The organism is Galbibacter mesophilus (assembly GCF_023721415.1).
Classification (GTDB): domain Bacteria; phylum Bacteroidota; class Bacteroidia; order Flavobacteriales; family Flavobacteriaceae; genus Galbibacter; species Galbibacter mesophilus.
Genome location: NZ_JAMQVC010000004.1, coordinates 186,455 through 207,674 on the forward strand (window position 1 = coordinate 186,455; position 21,220 = coordinate 207,674).

The window sequence follows — 21,220 nt, forward strand, 5'->3', positions numbered from 1 at the left end:
ATGAAATCGCTAATTTATAGAAATAAGTGATACCCTTTTTAAATTTGGCGATAGATACAACTAAACTAACCGCTCACATTTTTAGACATCAACTTACTTTTTTAGTATGTTTGAAGTGATGAAAAAAATTTTACTTATCATAACTTTTTTGACGTTTGGAATTTCTTTTTCCCAAGAAAATTCAGATGAGCTTAAAGGTCTTGTTTTTAATACTGCTGATGAAACGCCCATCGATAATGTGCACGTACTTAACTTAAATCAAGTTATTGGTACCATTACCGATCAAAATGGGGAATTCACCATTCCTGCGCGCGTAAACGACACATTGTATTTTTCCTACATCGGTTTTAAAGAAATAAAAGTTCGGGTAACCAACGATATGCTTAAATTTCAGAATACGAAAATAGGCTTAACGGAGTTGGCATACGCTCTGGAAGAGGTGGTTGTAAAACCGTTTCAGCTAACTGGGTATTTGGAAATCGATGCCAAAAATATTCCTATCAATCAATCGGCACGCTATAGCATTTCTGGACTCAATTTTGGTTATGAAGCAGGTAGCAGAAACCCCGGTGCTTTTTCCAATGTAATGGGTTCTATTTTCAATCCAGCGGATTTGTTGCACAATCTCTTCGGAAAGAAACCTCAGCAAATGAAAAAACTTCGGAAAATGCAGGAGGATGATAAAATACGAAGCTTATTGGCCACAAAATACGACAGGGAAACGCTCATGGCGCTGCTGCAAGTGGACAAAGTAGATATCGAAGACATGCTTCGAAACTGTAATTATTCCGATAGTTTTATGGAAACCGCCAATGACCTACAAATACTGGATGCGATTAGCAATTGTTATGAGGAATATCGAGTATTGAATAGAGGGAATTAAAAACATTCCCTTGGTTATTACATTTTCAGTTTACAATCTAAAAGGCTATACAACTTAGTATTCTTTCAATTTTCTAAAGTGGTAAACCAAATTCCACCTTTGAAAGACATTAGAAGCTCATCGACCATTTACCGTAAACTCTACTTTCCGAACTCGAACTTGAAAATTGAGGATTATAGATTTGCTTTATCCCAGCTTCAAAAAGATGCTCATCAAACGTTGCCCTTAAACCTGCATTTATTTCACTTTGAGGAAAAAAGGGAGACTTATACAAATAATTCGTCGCGTCTGATTCATTTTCAGTTTTAAACAAATATTGACCATTGGCAAAAATAGTTAGGTTCTGGTTTAAACGATAGCTTAGTTCTCCACCGATATACGGATTTAAATCGGGGGTATTTGGAGAAAAAGGACTCGAAATCCATTTTTGTATTATTCCCGTTTTCAGACCTATTGTTAACCCATTTTTTTCCAAATTAAGCCCATTATTGTAATACACATAACCTCCAACATTGGGAATGGACGTAAGATTTTTAGATTGCTTATATTTTAAATAATTGGAAAATAAACCATTTTCTTCCTGAGCATTTACAGAAGTCAACGACATTGTAAGAAGACAAACAACTATTTTATGTAATCCCATAATTAAAAATTTCAATTTATAGAGCCTTTAAGATTCAATTTACAGTAATTTTGCTGTAGAAATAAATCAATAACTCTATTTTAACTAAAATAGAAATTATTTTATATGCTTTTTCTCGGTTGAGAGTACTCCAAAATTGATTTCATATCTTTTAGACCCTGTTCAAAATCCTTCCCAACCGTTTTGTCCATACTCATAAAAAGCATAATAATATTCATAGGAAAAGTGTAATTACCTGAAAAACCCCAACTAACTGTAGTCGCTTCTGGAGAAATAGCTTTCACCTTTAAATAAGCATCAGATGTAGAGGCAAAAGGTTTCAAAAATCGTAATTCGCTATAGATTGCTTCATTTGGTACGAGTTTGGTTATTTCTTGCTCTCCTTCACCTACTTCTTTGTTTCCTTTCCAGTAACTTACGGCACCTACAGTTCCATCTTCCCCGCTTATTTCTTTATGCATATTGGGGTCTTTTTTGCTCCACGGGGACCATTCATCTTGATTTTTCAAGTATTTGAGGTATGAGTACACTTCAGAAAGTGGCCTTTCTACTTCAATACTTCTACTCACGTGGTAATTTTTAGGGGCAATAAGGAATAAGATGAAGCCAAGAATTAGAAACCCTATAAGGATATAAAGTATTATAGAAAACATAGTTGGTTGATTTTAAGTTTATTAAATGTACACATTATTGGCTAATTAGCCGAAATAAACTTACTTTTCGTAGTACGATTTTAACACGTCTTCCACGCTCCTGATGGATTTCTTTGTCCAATCAATACGCTTTTCAAGCATCTCCTCCTTGGAAAGTTGCCAATTTATCTGTGTTTTTCGAAGTTTTGCGGTAAGATGCTGAAGAATAATAGCAGCCGACACCGAAATATTCAAGCTTTCCGCAAAACCACGCATAGGAATCTTTAAAAAGACGTCTGCGTTTTGCATTACAGTTTCACTCAGCCCACTTTTTTCAGTACCAAAGAATAAGGCCAGAGGCTCATTTATGGATAGCTCTTCCAGTGAAATGACACCATCATGCGGGGTGGTGGCCACGATTTTATAGTTTTCCGATTTCAACTTATCAATACAATCGGTGGTAGTAGCATGGCGGTAAATATCGACCCATTTTTGGGAACCCATAGCAATGTTCTTGTCTAAACGTTTCCCGAATTGTTCTTCCACCACGTGTACCTGTTGTACGCCGAAAGCATCACAGCTCCGTATGACTGCGCTTGTGTTATGAAGTTGGTACACATCTTCAATCGCCACGGTAAAAAAATTGGTTCGTTCGGAAAGGATTTGCAAGAAGCGTTGTTTCCGTTCTTCGGTTATAAATCCCTCCAAATAATTCAGTAAAAGTAATTTATCACTATCTGTATTCAATGAAAATTATATACTATTGTTATTTAGACATTAACTATTTCAGCAAGCTTAAAAGCTTTTCTCCGTAACCACTTTTTACCAAAGGTTCGGCAAGTGCTTTAAATTCCGCCTTGGAAATATATCCCATCTCATATGCCGTAGCTTCAATGGAACCTATCTTTAATCCTTGTCGCTCTTCCAGCACCTCTACAAATTGAGATGCCTGCATAAGCGACTGAAAAGTTCCCGTATCGAGCCACGCCGTTCCACGGTCCATAATACTTACTTGCAACTTCCCTTTGTCTAGATAAGTTTGGTTAACGTCTGTTATTTCAAGCTCTCCCCTTTTGCTGGGTTTTATGTTTTTGGAAACCTCTACTACATCATTATCATAAAAATAAATACCAGGAACAGCAAAATTAGACTTTGGATTCTCTGGCTTTTCTTCAATGGAAACCGCCTTTCCTTTTTCGTCGAACTCCACTACCCCATACCTTTCAGGGTCGTGAACGTGGTAGGCATATACAATTCCTCCATCGGGATTGTTATTTTCCTGTAATAAATTGCTTAAACCGGTTCCGTAAAAAATATTATCCCCTAAAATAAGTGCTACCTTATCTCTACCAATAAAATCTTCACCTATAATAAAAGCTTCTGCCAAGCCATTTGGATGCTCTTGAGTAGCATATTCAAAAATGCAACCAAATTTTTTTCCATCACCTAATAACTCTTTAAACAAAGGTAAATCCTTAGGTGTAGAAATTATTAAAATCTCCCGAATACCGGCACTCATCAATGTAGATAGCGGATAATAAATCATCGGTTTATCATAGATTGGCATTAGCTGTTTGCTTACCGCCAACGTTAAGGGGTGCAATCTAGTTCCTGATCCGCCTGCAAGTATAATTCCTTTCATTTCACTAACTCTTAAGTACTTTTATATTGCTTTTTATAATAATCCTGATAAGCCCCTGAAGTTACACTTTTTAACCAAGTTTCATTTTCCAGATACCAATCTATGGTTTTTTCAAGTCCTTCTTCAAAAGTAACCGAAGGTTTCCAGCCCAATTCATTATTTATTCTTGAGGCATCAATAGCGTAGCGTAAATCGTGACCAGGTCTATCTTTAACATAGGTAATTAATTTTTCTGAAGAACCTTCTTCTCTACCCAGTTTTTTATCCATTACTCTGCAAAGAAGTTTCACCAAATCGATATTCTTCCATTCGTTAAAACCGCCCACATTGTAGGTTTTGTTTTTTTCTGAATGATGAAAAATACGGTCGATTGCTTCGGCATGGTCGATTACAAAAAGCCAATCCCGAGTGTAATTTCCATCACCATAAACCGGTAAAGGATTCTTCTGAAGAATATTATGAATAAAAAGCGGTATTAATTTCTCGGGAAACTGATTTGGACCGTAGTTATTACTACAATTACTTACAACATAAGGCAAGCCATAGGTTTCTCCGTACGCACGCACGAAATGATCGGAACTGGCTTTGGAAGCAGAATATGGCGAATTTGGAGCATAAGGAGTTTCTTCCGTAAACAGACCTGACTCCCCTAAAGTTCCATAGACTTCATCGGTGCTTATGTGGTAAAAAAGTTTTTCCTCTAAGCCTCCTTCTCCAGAAGGAGGCGTATCAATCCATATTTTTTTAGCAGCATTCAATAAATTCATGGTGCCGATTACATTTGTTTTTACGAATGCCAAAGGATCGGATATAGAACGATCTACGTGACTTTCTGCTGCCAAATGAATCACCGCATCAAATTCATATTTTTCAAACAAATTGTTGATTAATTCAGTATCCAGAATATCTCCCTTTACAAAAGTGTAATTTGGAGCATTTTCAATGTCTTTAAGGTTTTCTAAATTACCGGCATACGTAAGCGCATCTAAGTTTACGATTTCATAATCGGGATATTTTGTTACAAAAAGTCGCACCACATGAGACCCAATGAAACCAGCACCACCTGTGATTAAAACTTTCAACTTCTTTTTATCTTTATTAATCATTTTAGTCTTTTTTCCCTTGACCTGTGAAATAGGTTTTGAGGCGATTCCCTAAAAACATTTTTTACTCTTTCAAAATTTGAAAATCACAATTCGTAAATCATAAATCGTAATTCGAAAATCCCTACAGTCTATCCGTAACTTGTTCTTTTGGTAAAAAGCTTTTGACATCATAAACCACTGTGCGCGGACTCGATTTTAATTTTTCAAAATCCAATTCGGCAAAGGTATCATGACCAACTGCTAAAACAATGGTTTCATACCGTTCCTTCAACTCATCAATTAAATCTACGCCATAATATTTTTTCACCTCTTCTTTATCAGCATAAGGATCGTATGTATCGACTTGGAGTCCGAAGCCGCTTAATTCTTCAATTACATCAATCACCCGAGAATTTCTCACATCCGGACAGTTTTCTTTAAACGTCATTCCCAACACCAACGCTTTTGCATTTTTTATCGGCAATTGATCACGTACCATTAATTTAACCACTTTATTGGCAATAAAAACGCCCATGTTGTTATTAATACGTCTTCCAGAAAGAATTACTTGTGGGTGATACCCCAAACGCTCCGCTTTGTGCGTTAAATAATAAGGATCTACACCGATACAATGACCGCCCACCAAACCGGGCCTAAAAGGTAGGAAATTCCATTTTGTCCCCGATGCTTCCAATACCTCTACCGTATCAACACCTATTCTATCAAAAATCAATGCAAGTTCGTTTACCAAGGAAATATTGATATCACGCTGGGTATTTTCAATAATTTTGGAAGCTTCCGCCACCTTAATGCTGGAAGCTTTATGCGTACCTGCTTCAATAATAGCCTTGTACAATTGATCGATTTCTTCGGCTTTTTCAGGAGTACTGCCCGAAGTAACCTTCATAATATTCCTTAAACGCCGCTTTTTATCTCCGGGATTAATTCTTTCAGGCGAATAACCGCAGAAAAAATCTTCGTTATATTTTAATCCACTCACTTTTTCCAAAACAGGTACACAATCGTCTTCAGTACAACCTGGGTAAGTAGTAGACTCATAAACAACAACATCACCTTTTTTAAGATGACGTCCAACCGTGGCGCTGGCTGCCAAAAGCGGACGTAAATCAGGTTGTTTAAAGTCGTCTACGGGGGTAGGAACTGTTACAATTAACATGTTGCAATCGTCCAAATCTTCTTCCTTTGCAGAAAAAATCAAATCTTTGGCTTCGTTTAATTCCTCCTTGGTAACTTCATCGGTAACATCTTTTCCTTCTTTTAGCTCCCCCACTCTTTTATCATTGATGTCGAAACCTACTACCGAAAACCCTTTTCTTGAAAATTCTACCGCCAAAGGTAAACCCACGTACCCTAGTCCGATTACTGCAATTTTATATTTATCTGTCATAATTATTTTTAAGATTGAATCGTAAAAATAGGATTTCTTATCCAATTGAAACTAGGCTCTTAAATTTACTTTAACATTTAGATTTTTCGGCTTTGTTTTGTTTCTGAATAAAGAAAACAATACCTTCCAAAGTAATACCATTTGTAAAAAGAAAAACAATTTAAATGAGGAAAATAGTAGTACTTACCGGTGCTGGCGTTAGTGCCGAAAGCGGATTAAAAACATTTAGGGATGCCGACGGACTTTGGGAAGGGCATGATGTTATGGAAGTTGCTTCGCTTAAAGGTTGGGAATACAACCCAGAATTGGTATTGGAGTTTTACAATGAACGACGTAGGCAGTTACAAGAAGTAACACCCAACGATGCACATTTTGCACTTGCTGAACTAGAAAAAGATTACGACGTAACCATAATTACTCAAAATGTTGATGATTTACACGAACGGGCAGGAAGCACGCACGTAATTCATCTTCATGGAGAACTTTTAAAAGCCCGAAGTTCTTTTGATGAAGACTTGGTTTTCGATTGGAAAGAAGATATTAAATTAGGCGACCTCTGCGAGCATCATAGTCAGATTAGGCCTCATATTGTTTGGTTCGGGGAAGCCGTTCCCCTTATTAATGTAGCCGCGGAAAAAGTTGCTAAAGCGGATATTGTAATGGTTGTAGGCACCTCGATGCAGGTTTACCCCGCAGCGGGATTGGTAGATTACAAACCATACGAAGCGCCACTATATTTTATAGACCCGCGGCCTTCTATAAGTGAAAACGCCATAGACGGACTCGAAATTATTGCTGAAAAAGCCTCCGTTGGAGTGCCTATTGCGGTTTCTCGGCTTTTAGATAATTAAGTCGAAGCATACTAGCCCAATCAGCTACCGCTTTACTTTCTTCCTCGGATAGATTGGCACTCTTGTGTATCCATTTGTAGGATTCCAGTGGCATCCAACCTTCCGTAACCGATTCTGCAATTTCTTCCAATTTATGTGCTTTCTTTTTTGCTGAATACAAATCCCATTGGGAAAAATCCAAATGTTCTTTTCCTTCTTCAATATGTCCGGCAAGCCAATAAGATAGCGGTTCTATTCCCGCATACCACGGATAATTGGTGTGATTGGAGTGGCAGTCGTAACAAACATTGGTAAGGGTTGCATTCACTTTTTCTGGAACATTTTCTACCAATAAAAGATCAGTTGGCGGTGTAGTGTCCGATTTGTTTGGAGTTGGTGGAAAAAATTGTATCACAATTAGAACTAATAGAAGAAAAAATAGAATGCGTTTAAAAAGTTTCATAGGTTGTTCATTTCTAAGCAATAGAGAGCTATCACCCTTGTTTTAATAGATTAGTTTGATTAATTTCAAGGCTCTAATTTAAGGAAAATATAAATTGAATAAGATTTTAACCGACAAACTTTCCTACGTAAGTGGTTACAGAAAACACCGCCAAAAGACCGCAGATTATGTATTAGAACATCCCGAAATGTTTCCCGACCTACTACAATTCTGTTTTTCTAATGATGAAGAATTGTCTCATAAAGCTTGTTGGGTCACAGAATTTGTGTGCAAGAAAAAACTGGAATGGATTTACCCGCATTTGGATGAATTCACCCAAAAACTGCCGTCTTTAACCAATGACTCCGCCATACGACCTTTAGCAAAGGTGTGTGAATTGTTGTGCGGAAAATATTTTAAGAAGAACGGAACAGACCTTTCCCTCACACTAAAAGAAGAACACCTAAACAAACTGGTAGAAATAAATTTTGATTGGCTTATCGCAGACGTGAAAGTAGCCACCAAAGCTTATGCTATGCAAAACCTATTTTATCTCGGTCAAAAATACGATTGGATTTACCCAGAATTAAAACAAACCCTTTTAAACGGAATTCCAAATCATTCTTCTGCCTACAAAGCGCGGGCACAGCATATTTTGAGAAGGATTTAGAAACTTTTTGTGCTTTAAAAATATGTCTACCATAATCCAGCTCTCCAATTCACGTGGTAGTAATAAAATACTCTAAAATTCTAAGCGTCGCAAAAATTAAAAATGCTATAACGAACTTTAAAACTGTTTTTGTCTTCAAATTAAACGCTCCTGTAGACAAGACTAACATTTTAATTCCATTGATCAATTTTTGTCGATGTATCCAAAGTATAATTATAAGTAGAGTTTGGTAAATTAGCGCTGCTTTTAATGCTCCCAAATTAACATCAAAATAAATATCCTGTAAAATAACGTTTACCAGAATAGTCGTTGTAAAAAGACAACCTATTATCCTCGTTTTCTTAAATAAAATGAGCAACCCTCCAATTATTTCTAAAGCCCCAAGCGTTAAGGCAAAAGATTTAGAATAGCCATAAAATGCCCACATTATTTCCATACCAGAGAGCTCTGGAATGGTTTTATTGATATCTATAGCTCCTTCGAACTGAATAATTTTGGCGCCTCCGTAAATAAACATCGCTAACACCACTATCCAGCTTAATGAGTTCTCAAAAATATCCAGCCAATCCTTCTTATTTAAATTCATTCGAGTTTGCTATTTTTTGGTGTTTGTAGAATGGCTTAAAAATTAAACTCCTGTATACTGCTTAACATGCAATATCCTTAATATATAAACTACATCCTCTTCCACAAAATAGTGAATTGAGTAATTGAATTTACTGAAATGTATTCTTCGAACCTTTTTATAATAAAGCTGAAATAGAAACGGATTACTCTTTAGATATTCAATCTGATTTATGAAGTCTGAGCTGAAGGCGCTTTCGAGATTCGACATTTTGTAATAACATAAAGCCTTTTGAATATCCCTTTCCGCTTCACTTGAAATATTAATTCGATATTCCATTTCTTTTTAAAACGTCTTCAATAGAAAAAAAATCGACTTTCTTATTATCGCATTTATCCAATAGATCATCCATCATTTTCATATATTCTTCAGATGGTACTTCAAGCCGCTTTGCTTCTTGAATTGCTAAATGTTCTAAATAATTTTTCAGGCTTCTATTTTGACGCTTTGCTTCCTTTTCCAGAGAAGCTATCACTTTTTCATCTAGATGAAGTTCTTTTCGTACCATAATAATGAAAAAATTATACGTATAACTTACGTAAAGATAGCTCTTTTTTCAATAATAAAAAACCCCAAAGCTTTCTACAAACTTTGGGGTTTCCTGTAGTTTCAATTAAGAACTAGTCTATTTTTTCTTTTATAACTTCATCAACAACATCTGGATTTAACAGTGTGCTGGTATCACCGAGGTTGGAAAGGTCATTGGAAGCTATTTTACGCAATATCCTACGCATAATTTTACCACTACGCGTCTTTGGTAATCCGCTTACGAACTGAATTTTATCCAGCTTCGCAATCGGACCGATATGTTCGGTTATCTGCTGATTGATTTCTTTGCGTAAATTCTCTCGGTCACGGGTCTCCCCTACTTCTTTTAAGATAACAAATCCGTACAGAGCATTTCCTTTCACATCATGCGGATAGCCTACAATTGCTGATTCTGCCACAGCAGGATGTTCGTTGATGGCATCTTCAATAGGCGCTGTACCCAAATTATGACCAGAAACAATTACAACATCATCTACCCTACCCGTAATTCTATAATATCCGACGGCATCGCGAAGCGCCCCATCTCCCGTAAAATACATGTTTTCGTAGGCTGAAAAATAGGTATCTTTATAACGCTCATGATTCCCCCAAATGGTTCTAGCAATAGACGGCCAAGGAAATTTAATACACAAACGGCCATCCACAAGATTCCCTTTAATCTCTTTGGCGTTCTCGTCCATTAAAGCGGGTTGAATTCCTGGTAACGGTAAAGTCGCATACGTTGGAATAGTTGGCGTAGCGTACGGAATGGGAGATATCATAATCCCTCCCGTTTCTGTTTGCCACCACGTATCTACAATAGGGCATCGGCTTTTTCCAACGTTATCATTATACCAGTGCCACGCCTCCTCATTAATGGGCTCTCCTACCGATCCCAATACTTTCAATGACGACAAATCGTGTTTGGTAACAAAGTCCAAATTATTCTTTGCCAACGCCCGAATAGCGGTTGGCGCGGTATAAAACTGATTTACTTTATGCTTATCTACAATTTCCCAGAATCTCCCGAAATCAGGATACGAGGGAACACCTTCAAACATCACCGTAGTCGCTCCATTCGCTAAAGGTCCGTACACAATATAACTATGCCCGGTAATCCAACCGATATCGGCGGTACACCAATACACATCATCTTCTTTGTACTGAAATATATTTTTAAAAGTATACGCCGTATAAACCATATAGCCTCCCGAAGTGTGAACCATCCCTTTCGGTTTTCCCGTAGAACCGGAAGTATACAAAATGAAAAGTGGATCTTCAGCATCTACAATTTCTGGCTCGCAATTAGCATCCGCGGCATCCAACAAAGGTTGTAGCCATTCATCACGACCTTCCTTAATTGAAATATCTGAAGCAATGCGCTTCGCTACCAAAACTGATTCAATACTTGGGCAATCTTCCAAAGCTTCATCTACAATCCCTTTAAGATCGATGGTTTTGCTTCCGCGGAAAGAACCATCCGCTGTAATGACCATTTTACAATCGGCATCGTTGATCCTAGTGGAAAGCGCTGTGGATGAAAATCCTGCAAAAACTACGGAATGAATAGCGCCAATTCGGGCACATGCCAGTACAGACACCGCCAATTCCGGGATCATAGGCAGATAAATACAAACCCTATCCCCTTTTTCAATTCCTTTGGATTTTAAAACATTGGCAAACTTGCAGACGCGTTCGTGTAGTTCTTTGTACGTTATGTGCAAAGCTTCTTCTTCGGGACTGTTTGGTTCCCAAATAATGGCGGTTTTATCGCCGCGCGTTCTTAAATGTCTATCAATGCAATTTTCGGTAATGTTTAGTTTGGCTCCTTCAAACCATTTAATCTCGGGTTTGGTGAAATCCCATTGTAAAACATTATCCCATTTTTTACGCCATAAAAAGTGCTCTTCGGCTACTTCTCCCCAAAAATTTTCTGGTTCGCGTACAGACTTTCGGTAAACTTGAAAATACTCCTCTAAGTGTTTGATGTGGTAATTACTCATGCTGACTAAAGTACTTATTTTTATAAAAACAACCTAATGCGAAAACGTTGTATTTATAGTACTTAGCATCTATTTAAACACTTTTAGAATAACATATTTAACTGAAAATCAATTTAATAAATAAAACACAAATACGATTCTCAAAAAAATCTATCGTAGCTAATTCGATGGAGTTCATCGAGTATTACTTGTGGTTAATAGTTTATGAGATGTAATTGAGCGAAAAAACGGGCAAAAACTGTTTTCTTCAAAGGAATTAAGTGGAATAATTTAAAATTGGTAGGATATTCCTGCGTTTACAACTCCTTTATAACCAAAACCTAATTCTAAAACGCCTGCAAAGGATCTTCCGAAGCGAAATCCTAAAGCGTTTATTTGGTAATTAAACAGACCATCGCTTTCATCTTCGTAATTTGGGGATGAAGTGGTATAATCACTGTTTTGCGAAGCATACGCAATTGAACCCCCAGAATACATTTGGAACCAATCTCGCGCTATATAATGATATTCTGTACCAAAACCTACAGCAAAGAAGTTATGGGACACATCCCCTATTTTCACATTATTTTCGTTAACATCTTCCGTAATACTTTGGTATACACCATCGGCAAAAAAGAACCAATTGTCTTTAATCGCATACTTATAAGTCAAACCAATTGCTGGCGTTGTAGATGCATTTGAAAATGTTGAACCGCTTATGGTTTCTTCAAAAATGTTTAAAATTTCATTACTGGTAAAAAAACCAGCGGTTAATGATAAATCTTGAGTTCCTTGTTGTTGGGCATTAGCCGTAAAAACAAATAATGTTACAACAGCCAGTGTTACTAACTTTTTCATAATTAATCTATTTAACTCGTTCTATACTAATTTGATTAGAACAAAATTAGTTTAAATTGAATAAAGTTTCTCTGTAGGAAAAGTATTTAATATTTTTTTAAATATTCCAAAACATTCTTTTCTATACGCTCCTGAATGTTATTTACGTCTCCTTTTACGAACTTTTCGCCAGTAATTTTCTCGTAAAGTTCGATGTACCTTTCAGAAACCGAATTCACATAATTTTCGTCCATTGTTGGGATTTCTTGCCCCTCTTTTCCTTGAAATCCATTGCTTATTAACCACTGGCGCACAAACTCTTTGGAAAGTTGCTTTTGTGGCTCTTCTTTGGCCTTATCTATTTTCAATGTTAATCTTATGAAAACGGAATTCATTGGACTAAAATCAAAAGATTACAAGGCCTACATAAATAGAAAATCCCCTTTAATAAATACTTAAATTTTAAAAGGGGATTTTCCAAACTGTACTTGTATCTTATTGCAAGATTGCTAAATCTTCAATAGTATAGTGTAAAAATGTTCTATTTTTTAGCTTAACGAATATAACTTTATTTTTTAGCAAATCATCATTACTCCATACACCTTCACTTATAATTTCTTCATCTTGAGTAATAGTGTATTCACCATTTTCTGTTACGGTAGCGATTCTCTCATATTCACTATTATAACTTTCTTTATCCGAAGACACTGTAGAACTTTTTATTCTATAAGTGCCTGCTAAAAAGTTTTCATCACCATCTATTTTTTCAAATGCCACTTCTGAAAACATGGTTTCACCATTAAATTCAAATGAATAAGCATTAACATTTTGCTGTAATAGATACGCCACGTGGTCTTTATTTCCGTATTCGTCTACTCCATAATATTCTACATCTTTTGTATAGCTGCCATCAGCATTTGCTTTTAGTGTTCCTTCCCAAATAAATTGAAATCCACTACCCGAAACAAACTTCCTTTTGTAATTTTCCCCATCAATCGTGATTTGGAACTTGATTTGGTTTTCTCCATCTGTTAAATAAGTTCCGGAAACCACTTCAGTAGCTTCATAAGCGGAAACATATTCATCAGGCGTAGCAGCCACCGATACAACCTCTGAAACCATACCCGCTTCATCGGCTGCAGTTACGAGAAAAGAATATTCACTTTTGTTGGTCAATTCTGTTACTTCATAGCTGTTTTGATCCTTATTTACCTCCCTGGTTTTACCGTCATATCGAATTATTATTTTGGCAAGATCTGAATCCGAAGGGTTATTCCATTCTAAATGGACAGATTGATTTCCTGGAGTTGCTACTAGATTCTCCACCTGTCCAGGCGCGACTTCAGCCATTTCAGAAGTATCATCTCCACTACAAGAAGCAAATACCGCAAATGATATTGCGATTAACGTAGGTTTAAAATAATTTAGGCTCATTTAATAAGATTTATTTATAGTTTATATGAGGGCGAATATATGCATTAATATAAACATAAACAATCTCGTTTGTCGAAATTTTACTACTTCAAATATTCCAAAACATTCTTTTCTATACGCTCCTGAATGTTATTTACGTCTCCTTTTACGAACTTTTCGCCAGTAATTTTCTCGTAAAGTTCGATATACCTTTCAGATACCGAATTCACGTAATTTTCGTCCATTGTTGGGATTTCTTGTCCCTCTTTTCCTTGAAATCCATTGCTTATTAACCATTGGCGTACAAACTCTTTGGAAAGTTGCTTTTGTGGCTCTTCTTTGGCCTGTCGTTCTTCATATCCTTCCGAATAAAAATAACGGGAAGAATCAGGAGTATGGATTTCATCAATCAAAACAATTTTTCCTTCTTTTGTTTTTCCAAATTCGTATTTAGTATCTACCAAAATAAGTCCGCGTTCGGCAGCAATTTCGGTTCCTCTTTGAAATAAAGCACGCGTATATTTTTCCAGTACTTTGTAATCTTCTTCAGAAACAATTCCTTTTTTAAGGATATCTTCCCTAGAAATATCTTCGTCATGATCTCCTTGATCGGCTTTTGTGGAAGGTGTAATAATGGGTTCTGGAAACTTATCATTCTCTTTCATCCCTTCTGGCATGGCGACACCACAAAGTGTTCTTTTTCCTGCTTTGTACTCCCTTGCCGCGTGACCGGATAGATAACCGCGAATAACCATTTCTACCTTAAAAGGCTCACAAAGATGACCAACAGCCACGTTGGGATCTGGGGTAGCCATCAACCAATTAGGTACAATGTCTTTTGTTGCCTCCATCATTTTCGTAGCGATTTGATTGAGGATTTGGCCTTTAAAAGGGATTCCTTTGGGCATAATCACATCAAAAGCAGAAAGCCTATCGGTAGCTATCATAACAAGTATCTCGTCATCGATATTATATACTTCCCTTACTTTTCCTTTGTATACATTTTTTTGCTTCGGAAAATTAAAATTGGTTGCTGTGATGGTATTGCTCATTGGAATTTTTGTCTTTTAATTGCTGCCACAAATATAATGTATATTTTGGGTTGAAGAACAGTCATCTTCTTTCAATTATGATGCTATAGAAATCGCTGTCATTATATTTATTTTGAAGATTTCATAAAATCAAAGTCCTTAACGTACCTTTGCATGAAATTTTTTTAGCAAATAATGCAAAAAGCCATACAATTCTTAAAAAGCTATAATTTCACCAAAGGTCTGCTGATAAGCTTTGCAGCTTTTAGCGCGATTGCAATTTGCTATTTTTTCTTTAATATGACTATAGGAATTGGCGCCGCTTTTGGGGTGCTTATTGCATGTTTTAGTGATATTCCGGGTAATAAAAAACACAATGTGTATGGCATTCTTATTTCTTTACTGATTGCCATTGTAAGTTACATTACCATACACCTAACTATTTTCAATCTTTATTTTCTTATTCCGGCGCTAGTTGTACTCATTTTTATAAACTCTTATATTTCCGTATACGGATTTAGGGCTTCTTTAATAGCCTTTTCCGGTTTGGTTGGGGTGGCACTTAGTTTTGCCCATCCGCTTACCGGAATAGAAATTTTTTACAATGCTTTTTACATACTCCTGGGCGGTTTGTGGTATTTGCTTATTTCCCTTTCTTTTGAAACCATTAGAACAAAACAATATAGCGACGAACTCCTCACCGACTGCATGGAGCTCACCGCTAATTATTTAAACACTCGTGTCGCCCTTTTCTACACTACCGACCGTGAAAATGTACTAAACAAACAGCTTCAATTACAAAACGAACTGAATGAAAAACATGAAGCTTTGCGTAATTTATTGTTGGCACAAAGACTTCGATCTGGAGCTACGAAATCCAAACAACAACAACTTCTTATTTTTATTGAGCTGATTGATATTTTGGAGTTTGCGGTTGCAAATCCATTCAATTATTCTCAATTCGACCAAAGCAGTGGCGAATTCCAAAAAACAGCTCTTCAGATAGGCCAAACCATGGAGGCGGTGGCAGACCGACTTTTCTTAGTTGCTGGATTGCGATTGAAAAACAAAAAGATTCAGCCGAGCGATTCCATTAACAAAATGCTCAAGGAAGCCGATGAAGCTATTGAACGTTTTAAAAGCGCTGTGGATATTAAAACCAATCGGGACGGTATTCTTATTCTTCGCAATCTTTACGATTATACAAAAAGGCAGCATGAAAAGGTTACGGCTATTGAAAAGATTATCAACAACGATCTTACCAACGAAGTTTCCATTATCAAGAGAACTGATAGACTGCGGTTTTTAACTTCGCAGAACTATAGTTATAAAATTTTTCTGGAGAACCTCTCTTTAAAATCCCCCATTTTTAAACATTCCTTACGACTGGTCGTTACCGTTTTACTGGGATATGCCATAGGAAGCATATTTTCTTTACAGAATGCCTATTGGATTATCCTTACCATAATTGTAATCATGCGTCCGGGATATGTACTTACGAAAGAACGGTCCAGACAACGTATTTTGGGGACATTAATTGGCGGAGCCATTGCTGTAGGAATTGTGTTGCTCACCAACAATATGGTGGTTTACATTGTAATCACTTTTATAGCGATGACGTTGTCCTTTACTTTTATTCAGCAAAACTACAAGGCTTCAGCTGTTTATATAACGCTCACCATCATTTTTGTTTATGCCATGCTGTACCCAGATGCTATTAGTATAATTCAGTACCGAATTATAGATACTTTGGTAGGTGCTGGTTTGGCAAGTATCACGAACTTATTGCTATGGCCTGCTTGGGAAAGTCAAAACATTAAAAGTTTAATTGCTGAAACCGTAAAAACCAACAGGAATTACTTGAAAGAGGTGAATAAACTGTACGCCAGTAAGGAAAAGGCTAAAACTTCTTACAAAATATCCCGTAAAAATGCATTTATTGCTATCGGAAACTTGCACGCAGGGTTTCAGCGCATGACACAGGAACCGAAAAACAAACAACGGAAATTAGATCAGTTATATCAAATAGTGGTTACGCAAAATACCCTTTTATCGGCAACGGCTTCGTTGGGGACGTATATTCAAATTCATCATACCACGGATGCTTCAGAATATTTCACGGCTTATATTACTGCTATTGATAATGAACTTTTCAACGGAGAATCAGTTTTATTTGATGTGAATTCCGCACCAAAACAACCTATAGATCTGGCAGATGCCAAACGCTATTTAAAACAAATTTTTGATGAATTATCTGCGGAAAGAGATCGGGAAATCGATGAAGGAAAACTACAAATCACCGTAGAACAGCGCGAATTTTTAAAGGAAGTCCGTATTATCTCAGAACAATTGGAATGGCTACACAAATTATCGCTCAACCTGTACGCTGCTATTGAAAACTATGTGAAGCAGTAAACTTCAATTCATCACAAACTCTTCAGTGTACTTTACTTAAAACATGTTGAAAAGCTTATTTCAGCATTCTAAAAATGAATGAAAAGAATGCGAATTTTATTTAGTTTCAGAAGGAAAAATCAAAACAAGGACATGCTTCAATTTAAACCTTAAAATTGTAACTTTACGGTTTTGTATTTTGTATGACAAATTTTGAAGAAAATATTGAGGTTAAGGGCGCCCGCGTCCACAACCTAAAAAATATAGATGTTACCATCCCAAGGGAGAAATTGGTGGTGATCACCGGACTTTCAGGAAGTGGTAAATCTTCCCTCGCTTTCGATACGATTTATGCTGAAGGACAACGTCGTTACATCGAAACATTTTCTGCTTATGCCAGGCAGTTTTTAGGCGGACTGGAACGACCGGATGTAGATAAAATAGACGGCCTCTCTCCTGTTATTGCCATCGAGCAGAAAACAACATCCAAATCGCCCAGATCCACCGTTGGAACTATCACCGAGATATACGATTTTCTTCGTTTATTGTATGCGCGAGCTGGTGATGCCTATAGCTACAACACCGGTGAAAAAATGGTAAGCTATAGCGATGAGCAAATTAAGGAGCTCATTCTAACCGATTTTAAAGGGAAACGCATCAATGTTTTAGCGCCAGTGGTACGCAGTAGAAAGGGGCATTACCGCGAATTGTTTGAGCAAATCGCCAAACAAGGCTTTGTTAAAGTACGCGTAGATGGCGAGGTTTTGGACCTTACAAAAGGCATGAAGGTAGATCGGTACAAGACGCATGATATTGAAATTGTAATTGACCGTTTACAGGTTGATGACAGTGAGAATACCTCCAAGCGGTTGAGTGAAACCATCAACACAGCGATGTACCATGGGGATGATGTTTTAATGGTATTGGAACATGAAACCAATGAAGCCCGCTTTTTTAGTCGGAATTTAATGTGTCCCACCACGGGGATTTCCTACCCCAATCCGGAGCCAAACACCTTTTCTTTTAATTCCCCAAAGGGAATGTGCCCGACGTGTAGTGGTTTGGGAAAAGTTCATGAAGTAAACTTGGAAAAAATTATTCCGAATGATAAATTGAGTATCAAGTCGGGAGGAATTGCTCCATTGGGAGAATATAAAAAATCATGGATTTTTAAGCAGTTGGAAGTGATTGCCCAGAAATTTGATTTTAAACTTACCGACCCCATTTCCAGCATTCCAAAAGAGGCGATGGAAATGATTTTGCACGGTGGAAATGAAAAATTTTCGGTAGAATCGAAAACCTTGGGAATTACACGTGATTATAAAATAGATTTTGAAGGCATCATCAGTTTTATAAAAAATCAATTTGAGGAAAGTCAGTCTACCTCTATTCGCCGTTGGGCTAAAGGATTTATGGATAAAATTGATTGCCCGACATGCAATGGAAGTAGGTTACGGGTGGAATCGTTGTACTTCAAAATAAATGAAAAAAATATCGCAGAGCTTTCTTCCATGGACATGGTTGATTTGGCTGCGTTCTTTAAAAACCTTCCGAAGTCACTTTCAGAAAAACAATTACAAATTGCTGAAGAAATTTTAAAGGAAATAAATGCCCGTATCAGCTTCTTGTTAGATGTTGGGTTGGATTACCTTTCTCTAAATAGAAGTTCGAAATCACTTTCCGGAGGGGAAGCACAACGAATTCGTTTGGCAACTCAAATTGGTTCGCAACTGGTTGGTGTTTTATACATTCTAGACGAGCCGAGTATCGGTTTACACCAACGAGATAACGATCGTTTGATAAAATCGTTGGAATCTCTACGGAATATAGGCAACTCAGTAATTGTTGTCGAACACGATAAGGATATGATAGAGCGTGCCGACCACGTAATCGATATTGGTCCGAAGGCGGGAAAAATGGGTGGTGAAATTATTTCTGAAGGCAAACCGGAAGATTTAAAAAATTACAATACACTCACGGCAGATTATATTACAGGGAAAAAAGAAATTCCGGTTCCGAAAGAACGTAGAAAAGGAAACGGAAAATCTATCGTACTTAAAGGATGTACAGGTAATAATTTAAAAAAGGTAAATGTTGAGTTTCCTTTGGGTAAAATGATTGGTGTAACTGGCGTTTCTGGCAGCGGAAAATCCACCTTAATAAATGAAACCTTGTACCCAATTCTAAATGCACATTTCTTCAATGCGGTAAAAATTCCCATGCCTTACAAAAGCATAAAAGGACTGAAACATATAGATAAGGTAATTGACATAAATCAGTCGCCAATCGGGCGGACACCGCGTTCCAATCCGGCTACGTACACAGGGGTTTTCAGTGAAATACGAAGTCTCTTTACCCAAACTCCGGAAGCCATGATTCGTGGTTACAAACCAGGAAGATTCAGTTTTAATGTGAAAGGCGGGCGTTGCGAAACATGCCAAGGAGCAGGCGTTAGGGTTATTGAAATGAATTTCCTCCCGGATGTTACCGTGGCGTGTGAAACTTGCAACGGGAAGCGATTCAACAGGGAAACTCTTGAAATACGTTATAAAGGAAAATCGATTTCCGATGTGTTGGATATGACGATTAATGAAGCGGTTGACTTTTTTGAGAATATTCCTAAAATTCACCGAAAACTTGCTACTTTGCAAGATGTTGGTTTGGGGTACATTACGCTTGGGCAACAATCCACTACCCTTTCCGGCGGAGAAGCACAACGTGTTAAATTGGCTACAGAGCTCTCTAAAAAAGATACAGGAAATACGTTTTATATCTTGGATGAGCCTACTACCGGACTTCATTTTGAAGATATCAATGTGTTGATGGGTGTTTTAAATACTTTAACCGATAAAGGGAATACGGTTTTGATTATTGAACATAACTTAGATGTGATAAAAATGGTAGACCATATTATTGATATCGGTCCGGAAGGTGGAAAAGGCGGTGGAAAAGTAATCGCCACGGGCACTCCTGAAGAAATTATAAAAATTAAAGAAAGTTATACCGCAAAATATTTAAAGAACGAATTAAAATGAAGTACTTTGATGCCTTTTGGCATCTACAAAAGATAAATACGCATGAGAAAAGAACAACATCACAAAGGCTGGAATGAAATAAAAACGAACGACTCTTGGGCGATTTTTAAAATAATGAGTGAGTTTGTAAGTGGTTACGAACGCCTCAGCAGAATTGGCCCATGTGTTTCTATTTTTGGTTCAGCAAGAACCAAACCCGACCATAAATATTACAAACTAGCGGAAGAAATTGCAGCTAAAATTGTGGAGTCGGGGTATGGAGTAATTACTGGCGGCGGACCTGGAATCATGGAAGCTGGAAATAAAGGTGCCCACTTGGCGGGAGGAACTTCTGTGGGTTTGAATATTGAATTGCCTTTTGAACAGCACGACAACCCGTACATTGATAGCGATAAAAATCTGGACTTTGATTACTTTTTTGTTCGAAAAGTTATGTTCGTAAAATATTCCCAAGGATTTGTGGTTATGCCAGGAGGTTTTGGAACGCTCGATGAACTTTTTGAAGCCATTACTCTTATTCAAACTAATAAAATAGCCAAATTCCCTATTATTTTGGTAGATAGTAGTTTTTGGGGCGGACTCATGGATTGGGTACGCAACACGCTTTTGGAAGCCAATAACAATGTAAGTCCGGGTGATCTTGATTTAATTAAATTAGTAGATACCGCAGATGAAGTAATTGATGTATTAAATACCTTCTACAATAAATACAATTTGAGTCCGAATTTCTAGAAGCTAAAGAATTGTATTAGTTTACGTTGGTTTTATTATAAAAATTAAAGCTGTCTCTTCACGGAGACAGCTTTTTTATTATCGATTGATTTTTAATCTTTTTAAACTAAAAACTTATTGGTTACGTGATGTTTTTGCGTTTATGATAAATCCTGTGATAAATAGCCCGTAATGCATATAATTCAAAACGGTAAGTAAAACTACGTAAGTTAAATGAGTGAAGTGTAATTTGTGAGCAAATAAGAATACCGGGGTTACTGTTATGTAAAAACAACAAGTACTTAAAACAATCCAAAAGTCTAAAGAAAGTAAGATCTGGTGAATTCGATTGCTGAATAATACCATTCTAAAGTAAAGGTTTGAAGCAATAAATATGGATAAGGCACCGTATATGTATATCCCTCGCAT

The 21,220-nt window shown here is 36.9% G+C and carries 20 protein-coding genes and 1 pseudogene; 6 read left to right on the top strand and 15 right to left on the bottom strand.

Translation table 11 applies throughout. The features are described from left to right. The first annotated feature begins 118 nt into the window (after positions 1 to 118). Positions 119 to 883, top strand: coding sequence for a carboxypeptidase-like regulatory domain-containing protein (locus NDQ75_RS14140; RefSeq protein WP_202029243.1), 765 nt, complete (start codon positions 119 to 121; stop codon positions 881 to 883). Between the two features lie 109 nt (positions 884 to 992). Here the strand turns inward: NDQ75_RS14140 and NDQ75_RS14145 are convergent, their stop codons facing one another. The 6 genes from NDQ75_RS14145 to NDQ75_RS14170 form a co-directional block, all read right to left on the bottom strand. Then, positions 993 to 1,526 carry a hypothetical protein gene (locus tag NDQ75_RS14145; protein ID WP_202029244.1) on the bottom strand — a complete coding sequence of 178 codons (534 nt, stop codon included), beginning with the start codon at positions 1,524 to 1,526 and terminating at the stop codon, positions 993 to 995. A gap of 101 nt (positions 1,527 to 1,627) precedes the next feature. After that, positions 1,628 to 2,179: an SRPBCC family protein gene (locus NDQ75_RS14150; protein WP_202029245.1), complete on the bottom strand. Its 552-nt coding sequence runs from the start codon at positions 2,177 to 2,179 to the stop codon at positions 1,628 to 1,630. A 60-nt stretch (positions 2,180 to 2,239) separates the two neighbouring features. After that, a complete protein-coding gene (locus tag NDQ75_RS14155) occupies positions 2,240 to 2,905 on the bottom strand; it encodes a TrmH family RNA methyltransferase (RefSeq protein WP_202029246.1) in 666 nt (221 codons plus the stop codon). A 34-nt stretch (positions 2,906 to 2,939) separates the two neighbouring features. Next, positions 2,940 to 3,800 (bottom strand): glucose-1-phosphate thymidylyltransferase RfbA, encoded by an 861-nt coding sequence (rfbA, locus tag NDQ75_RS14160; RefSeq protein WP_202029247.1) that lies wholly within the window; start codon positions 3,798 to 3,800, stop codon positions 2,940 to 2,942. A gap of 11 nt (positions 3,801 to 3,811) precedes the next feature. Further along, positions 3,812 to 4,906 carry a dTDP-glucose 4,6-dehydratase gene (gene rfbB / locus NDQ75_RS14165; protein WP_202029248.1) on the bottom strand — a complete coding sequence of 365 codons (1,095 nt, stop codon included), beginning with the start codon at positions 4,904 to 4,906 and terminating at the stop codon, positions 3,812 to 3,814. A gap of 121 nt (positions 4,907 to 5,027) precedes the next feature. Beyond that, entirely contained in the window at positions 5,028 to 6,293 is a 1,266-nt protein-coding gene (locus tag NDQ75_RS14170) for a nucleotide sugar dehydrogenase (RefSeq protein WP_207190465.1), read from the bottom strand. 164 nt (positions 6,294 to 6,457) lie between these two features. Between NDQ75_RS14170 and NDQ75_RS14175 the strand changes: the two genes are divergently transcribed. Beyond that, positions 6,458 to 7,144, top strand: coding sequence for an SIR2 family NAD-dependent protein deacylase (locus NDQ75_RS14175; RefSeq protein WP_202029249.1), 687 nt, complete (start codon positions 6,458 to 6,460; stop codon positions 7,142 to 7,144). Here the strand turns inward: NDQ75_RS14175 and NDQ75_RS14180 are convergent. After that, positions 7,113 to 7,538 (bottom strand): heme-binding domain-containing protein, encoded by a 426-nt coding sequence (locus NDQ75_RS14180; RefSeq protein WP_251762034.1) that lies wholly within the window; start codon positions 7,536 to 7,538, stop codon positions 7,113 to 7,115. The two genes, NDQ75_RS14175 and NDQ75_RS14180, sit on opposite strands and share 32 nt — an antisense overlap. Positions 7,539 to 7,680: 142 nt before the next feature. Between NDQ75_RS14180 and NDQ75_RS14185 the strand changes: the two genes are divergently transcribed. Beyond that, a complete protein-coding gene (locus tag NDQ75_RS14185) occupies positions 7,681 to 8,235 on the top strand; it encodes a hypothetical protein (RefSeq protein ID WP_202029251.1) in 555 nt (184 codons plus the stop codon). A 49-nt stretch (positions 8,236 to 8,284) separates the two neighbouring features. On the opposite strand, the gene NDQ75_RS14190 is transcribed toward NDQ75_RS14185, so the two are convergent. The 8 genes and pseudogenes from NDQ75_RS14190 to NDQ75_RS14220 all read right to left on the bottom strand — a co-directional run bounded on the left by NDQ75_RS14190 (position 8,285) and on the right by NDQ75_RS14220 (position 14,672). Continuing rightward, the gene (locus NDQ75_RS14190) at positions 8,285 to 8,821 is read right to left on the bottom strand and encodes a hypothetical protein (RefSeq protein ID WP_202029252.1); all 537 of its coding nucleotides are present in this window, start codon (positions 8,819 to 8,821) and stop codon (positions 8,285 to 8,287) included. 42 nt (positions 8,822 to 8,863) lie between these two features. After that, complete coding sequence (locus tag NDQ75_RS16000) at positions 8,864 to 9,139, bottom strand: type II toxin-antitoxin system RelE/ParE family toxin (RefSeq protein ID WP_202029253.1); 276 nt, start codon at positions 9,137 to 9,139, stop codon at positions 8,864 to 8,866. Then, positions 9,123 to 9,368: a hypothetical protein gene (locus tag NDQ75_RS14195; protein ID WP_202029254.1), complete on the bottom strand. Its 246-nt coding sequence runs from the start codon at positions 9,366 to 9,368 to the stop codon at positions 9,123 to 9,125. Before NDQ75_RS14195 ends, NDQ75_RS16000 begins: the two co-directional genes overlap by 17 nt. A 112-nt stretch (positions 9,369 to 9,480) precedes the next feature. Then, positions 9,481 to 11,391, bottom strand: coding sequence for an acetate--CoA ligase (gene acs / locus NDQ75_RS14200; protein WP_202029255.1), 1,911 nt, complete (start codon positions 11,389 to 11,391; stop codon positions 9,481 to 9,483). 270 nt (positions 11,392 to 11,661) lie between these two features. Next, complete coding sequence (locus tag NDQ75_RS14205; protein ID WP_202029256.1) at positions 11,662 to 12,228, bottom strand: hypothetical protein; 567 nt, start codon at positions 12,226 to 12,228, stop codon at positions 11,662 to 11,664. Between the two features lie 86 nt (positions 12,229 to 12,314). Beyond that, positions 12,315 to 12,557, bottom strand: a pseudogene (locus NDQ75_RS14210) (phosphoribosylaminoimidazolesuccinocarboxamide synthase); the annotation flags it as partial. A gap of 145 nt (positions 12,558 to 12,702) precedes the next feature. Further along, positions 12,703 to 13,641, bottom strand: a complete 939-nt coding sequence (locus NDQ75_RS14215) for a fibronectin type III domain-containing protein (protein ID WP_202029257.1) — start codon at positions 13,639 to 13,641, stop codon at positions 12,703 to 12,705. Between the two features lie 83 nt (positions 13,642 to 13,724). After that, the gene (locus NDQ75_RS14220; protein ID WP_202029258.1) at positions 13,725 to 14,672 is read right to left on the bottom strand and encodes a phosphoribosylaminoimidazolesuccinocarboxamide synthase; all 948 of its coding nucleotides are present in this window, start codon (positions 14,670 to 14,672) and stop codon (positions 13,725 to 13,727) included. Between the two features lie 174 nt (positions 14,673 to 14,846). On the opposite strand from NDQ75_RS14220, the gene NDQ75_RS14225 reads away from it, so the two are divergent. The 3 genes from NDQ75_RS14225 (at position 14,847) to NDQ75_RS14235 (ending at position 20,812) form a co-directional block, all read left to right on the top strand. After that, a complete protein-coding gene (locus NDQ75_RS14225; RefSeq protein WP_202029259.1) occupies positions 14,847 to 17,066 on the top strand; it encodes an FUSC family protein in 2,220 nt (739 codons plus the stop codon). Between the two features lie 182 nt (positions 17,067 to 17,248). Further along, the gene (gene uvrA, locus NDQ75_RS14230) at positions 17,249 to 20,080 is read left to right on the top strand and encodes an excinuclease ABC subunit UvrA (RefSeq protein WP_202029260.1); all 2,832 of its coding nucleotides are present in this window, start codon (positions 17,249 to 17,251) and stop codon (positions 20,078 to 20,080) included. A 42-nt stretch (positions 20,081 to 20,122) separates the two neighbouring features. Then, positions 20,123 to 20,812: an LOG family protein gene (locus NDQ75_RS14235; protein WP_202029261.1), complete on the top strand. Its 690-nt coding sequence runs from the start codon at positions 20,123 to 20,125 to the stop codon at positions 20,810 to 20,812. Positions 20,813 to 21,220: the final 408 nt, after the last annotated feature.

Excerpts from the sequence above, each read along its gene's own strand:
- NDQ75_RS14220 (WP_202029258.1), bottom strand. The coding sequence starts at position 14,672 with ATGAGCAATACCATCACAGCAACCAATTTTAATTTTCCGAAGCAAAAA.
- NDQ75_RS14195 (WP_202029254.1), bottom strand. The coding sequence starts at position 9,368 with ATGGTACGAAAAGAACTTCATCTAGATGAAAAAGTGATAGCTTCTCTG.
- NDQ75_RS14145 (WP_202029244.1), bottom strand. The coding sequence starts at position 1,526 with ATGGGATTACATAAAATAGTTGTTTGTCTTCTTACAATGTCGTTGACT.
- acs (WP_202029255.1), bottom strand. The coding sequence starts at position 11,391 with ATGAGTAATTACCACATCAAACACTTAGAGGAGTATTTTCAAGTTTAC.
- NDQ75_RS16000 (WP_202029253.1), bottom strand. The coding sequence starts at position 9,139 with ATGGAATATCGAATTAATATTTCAAGTGAAGCGGAAAGGGATATTCAA.
- NDQ75_RS14190 (WP_202029252.1), bottom strand. The coding sequence starts at position 8,821 with ATGAATTTAAATAAGAAGGATTGGCTGGATATTTTTGAGAACTCATTA.
- NDQ75_RS14215 (WP_202029257.1), bottom strand. The coding sequence starts at position 13,641 with ATGAGCCTAAATTATTTTAAACCTACGTTAATCGCAATATCATTTGCG.
- NDQ75_RS14175 (WP_202029249.1), top strand. The coding sequence starts at position 6,458 with ATGAGGAAAATAGTAGTACTTACCGGTGCTGGCGTTAGTGCCGAAAGC.
- NDQ75_RS14150 (WP_202029245.1), bottom strand. The coding sequence starts at position 2,179 with ATGTTTTCTATAATACTTTATATCCTTATAGGGTTTCTAATTCTTGGC.
- rfbB (WP_202029248.1), bottom strand. The coding sequence starts at position 4,906 with ATGATTAATAAAGATAAAAAGAAGTTGAAAGTTTTAATCACAGGTGGT.
- rfbA (WP_202029247.1), bottom strand. The coding sequence starts at position 3,800 with ATGAAAGGAATTATACTTGCAGGCGGATCAGGAACTAGATTGCACCCC.
- NDQ75_RS14235 (WP_202029261.1), top strand. The coding sequence starts at position 20,123 with ATGAGAAAAGAACAACATCACAAAGGCTGGAATGAAATAAAAACGAAC.
- NDQ75_RS14170 (WP_207190465.1), bottom strand. The coding sequence starts at position 6,293 with ATGACAGATAAATATAAAATTGCAGTAATCGGACTAGGGTACGTGGGT.
- NDQ75_RS14205 (WP_202029256.1), bottom strand. The coding sequence starts at position 12,228 with ATGAAAAAGTTAGTAACACTGGCTGTTGTAACATTATTTGTTTTTACG.
- uvrA (WP_202029260.1), top strand. The coding sequence starts at position 17,249 with ATGACAAATTTTGAAGAAAATATTGAGGTTAAGGGCGCCCGCGTCCAC.
- NDQ75_RS14225 (WP_202029259.1), top strand. The coding sequence starts at position 14,847 with ATGCAAAAAGCCATACAATTCTTAAAAAGCTATAATTTCACCAAAGGT.
- NDQ75_RS14140 (WP_202029243.1), top strand. The coding sequence starts at position 119 with ATGAAAAAAATTTTACTTATCATAACTTTTTTGACGTTTGGAATTTCT.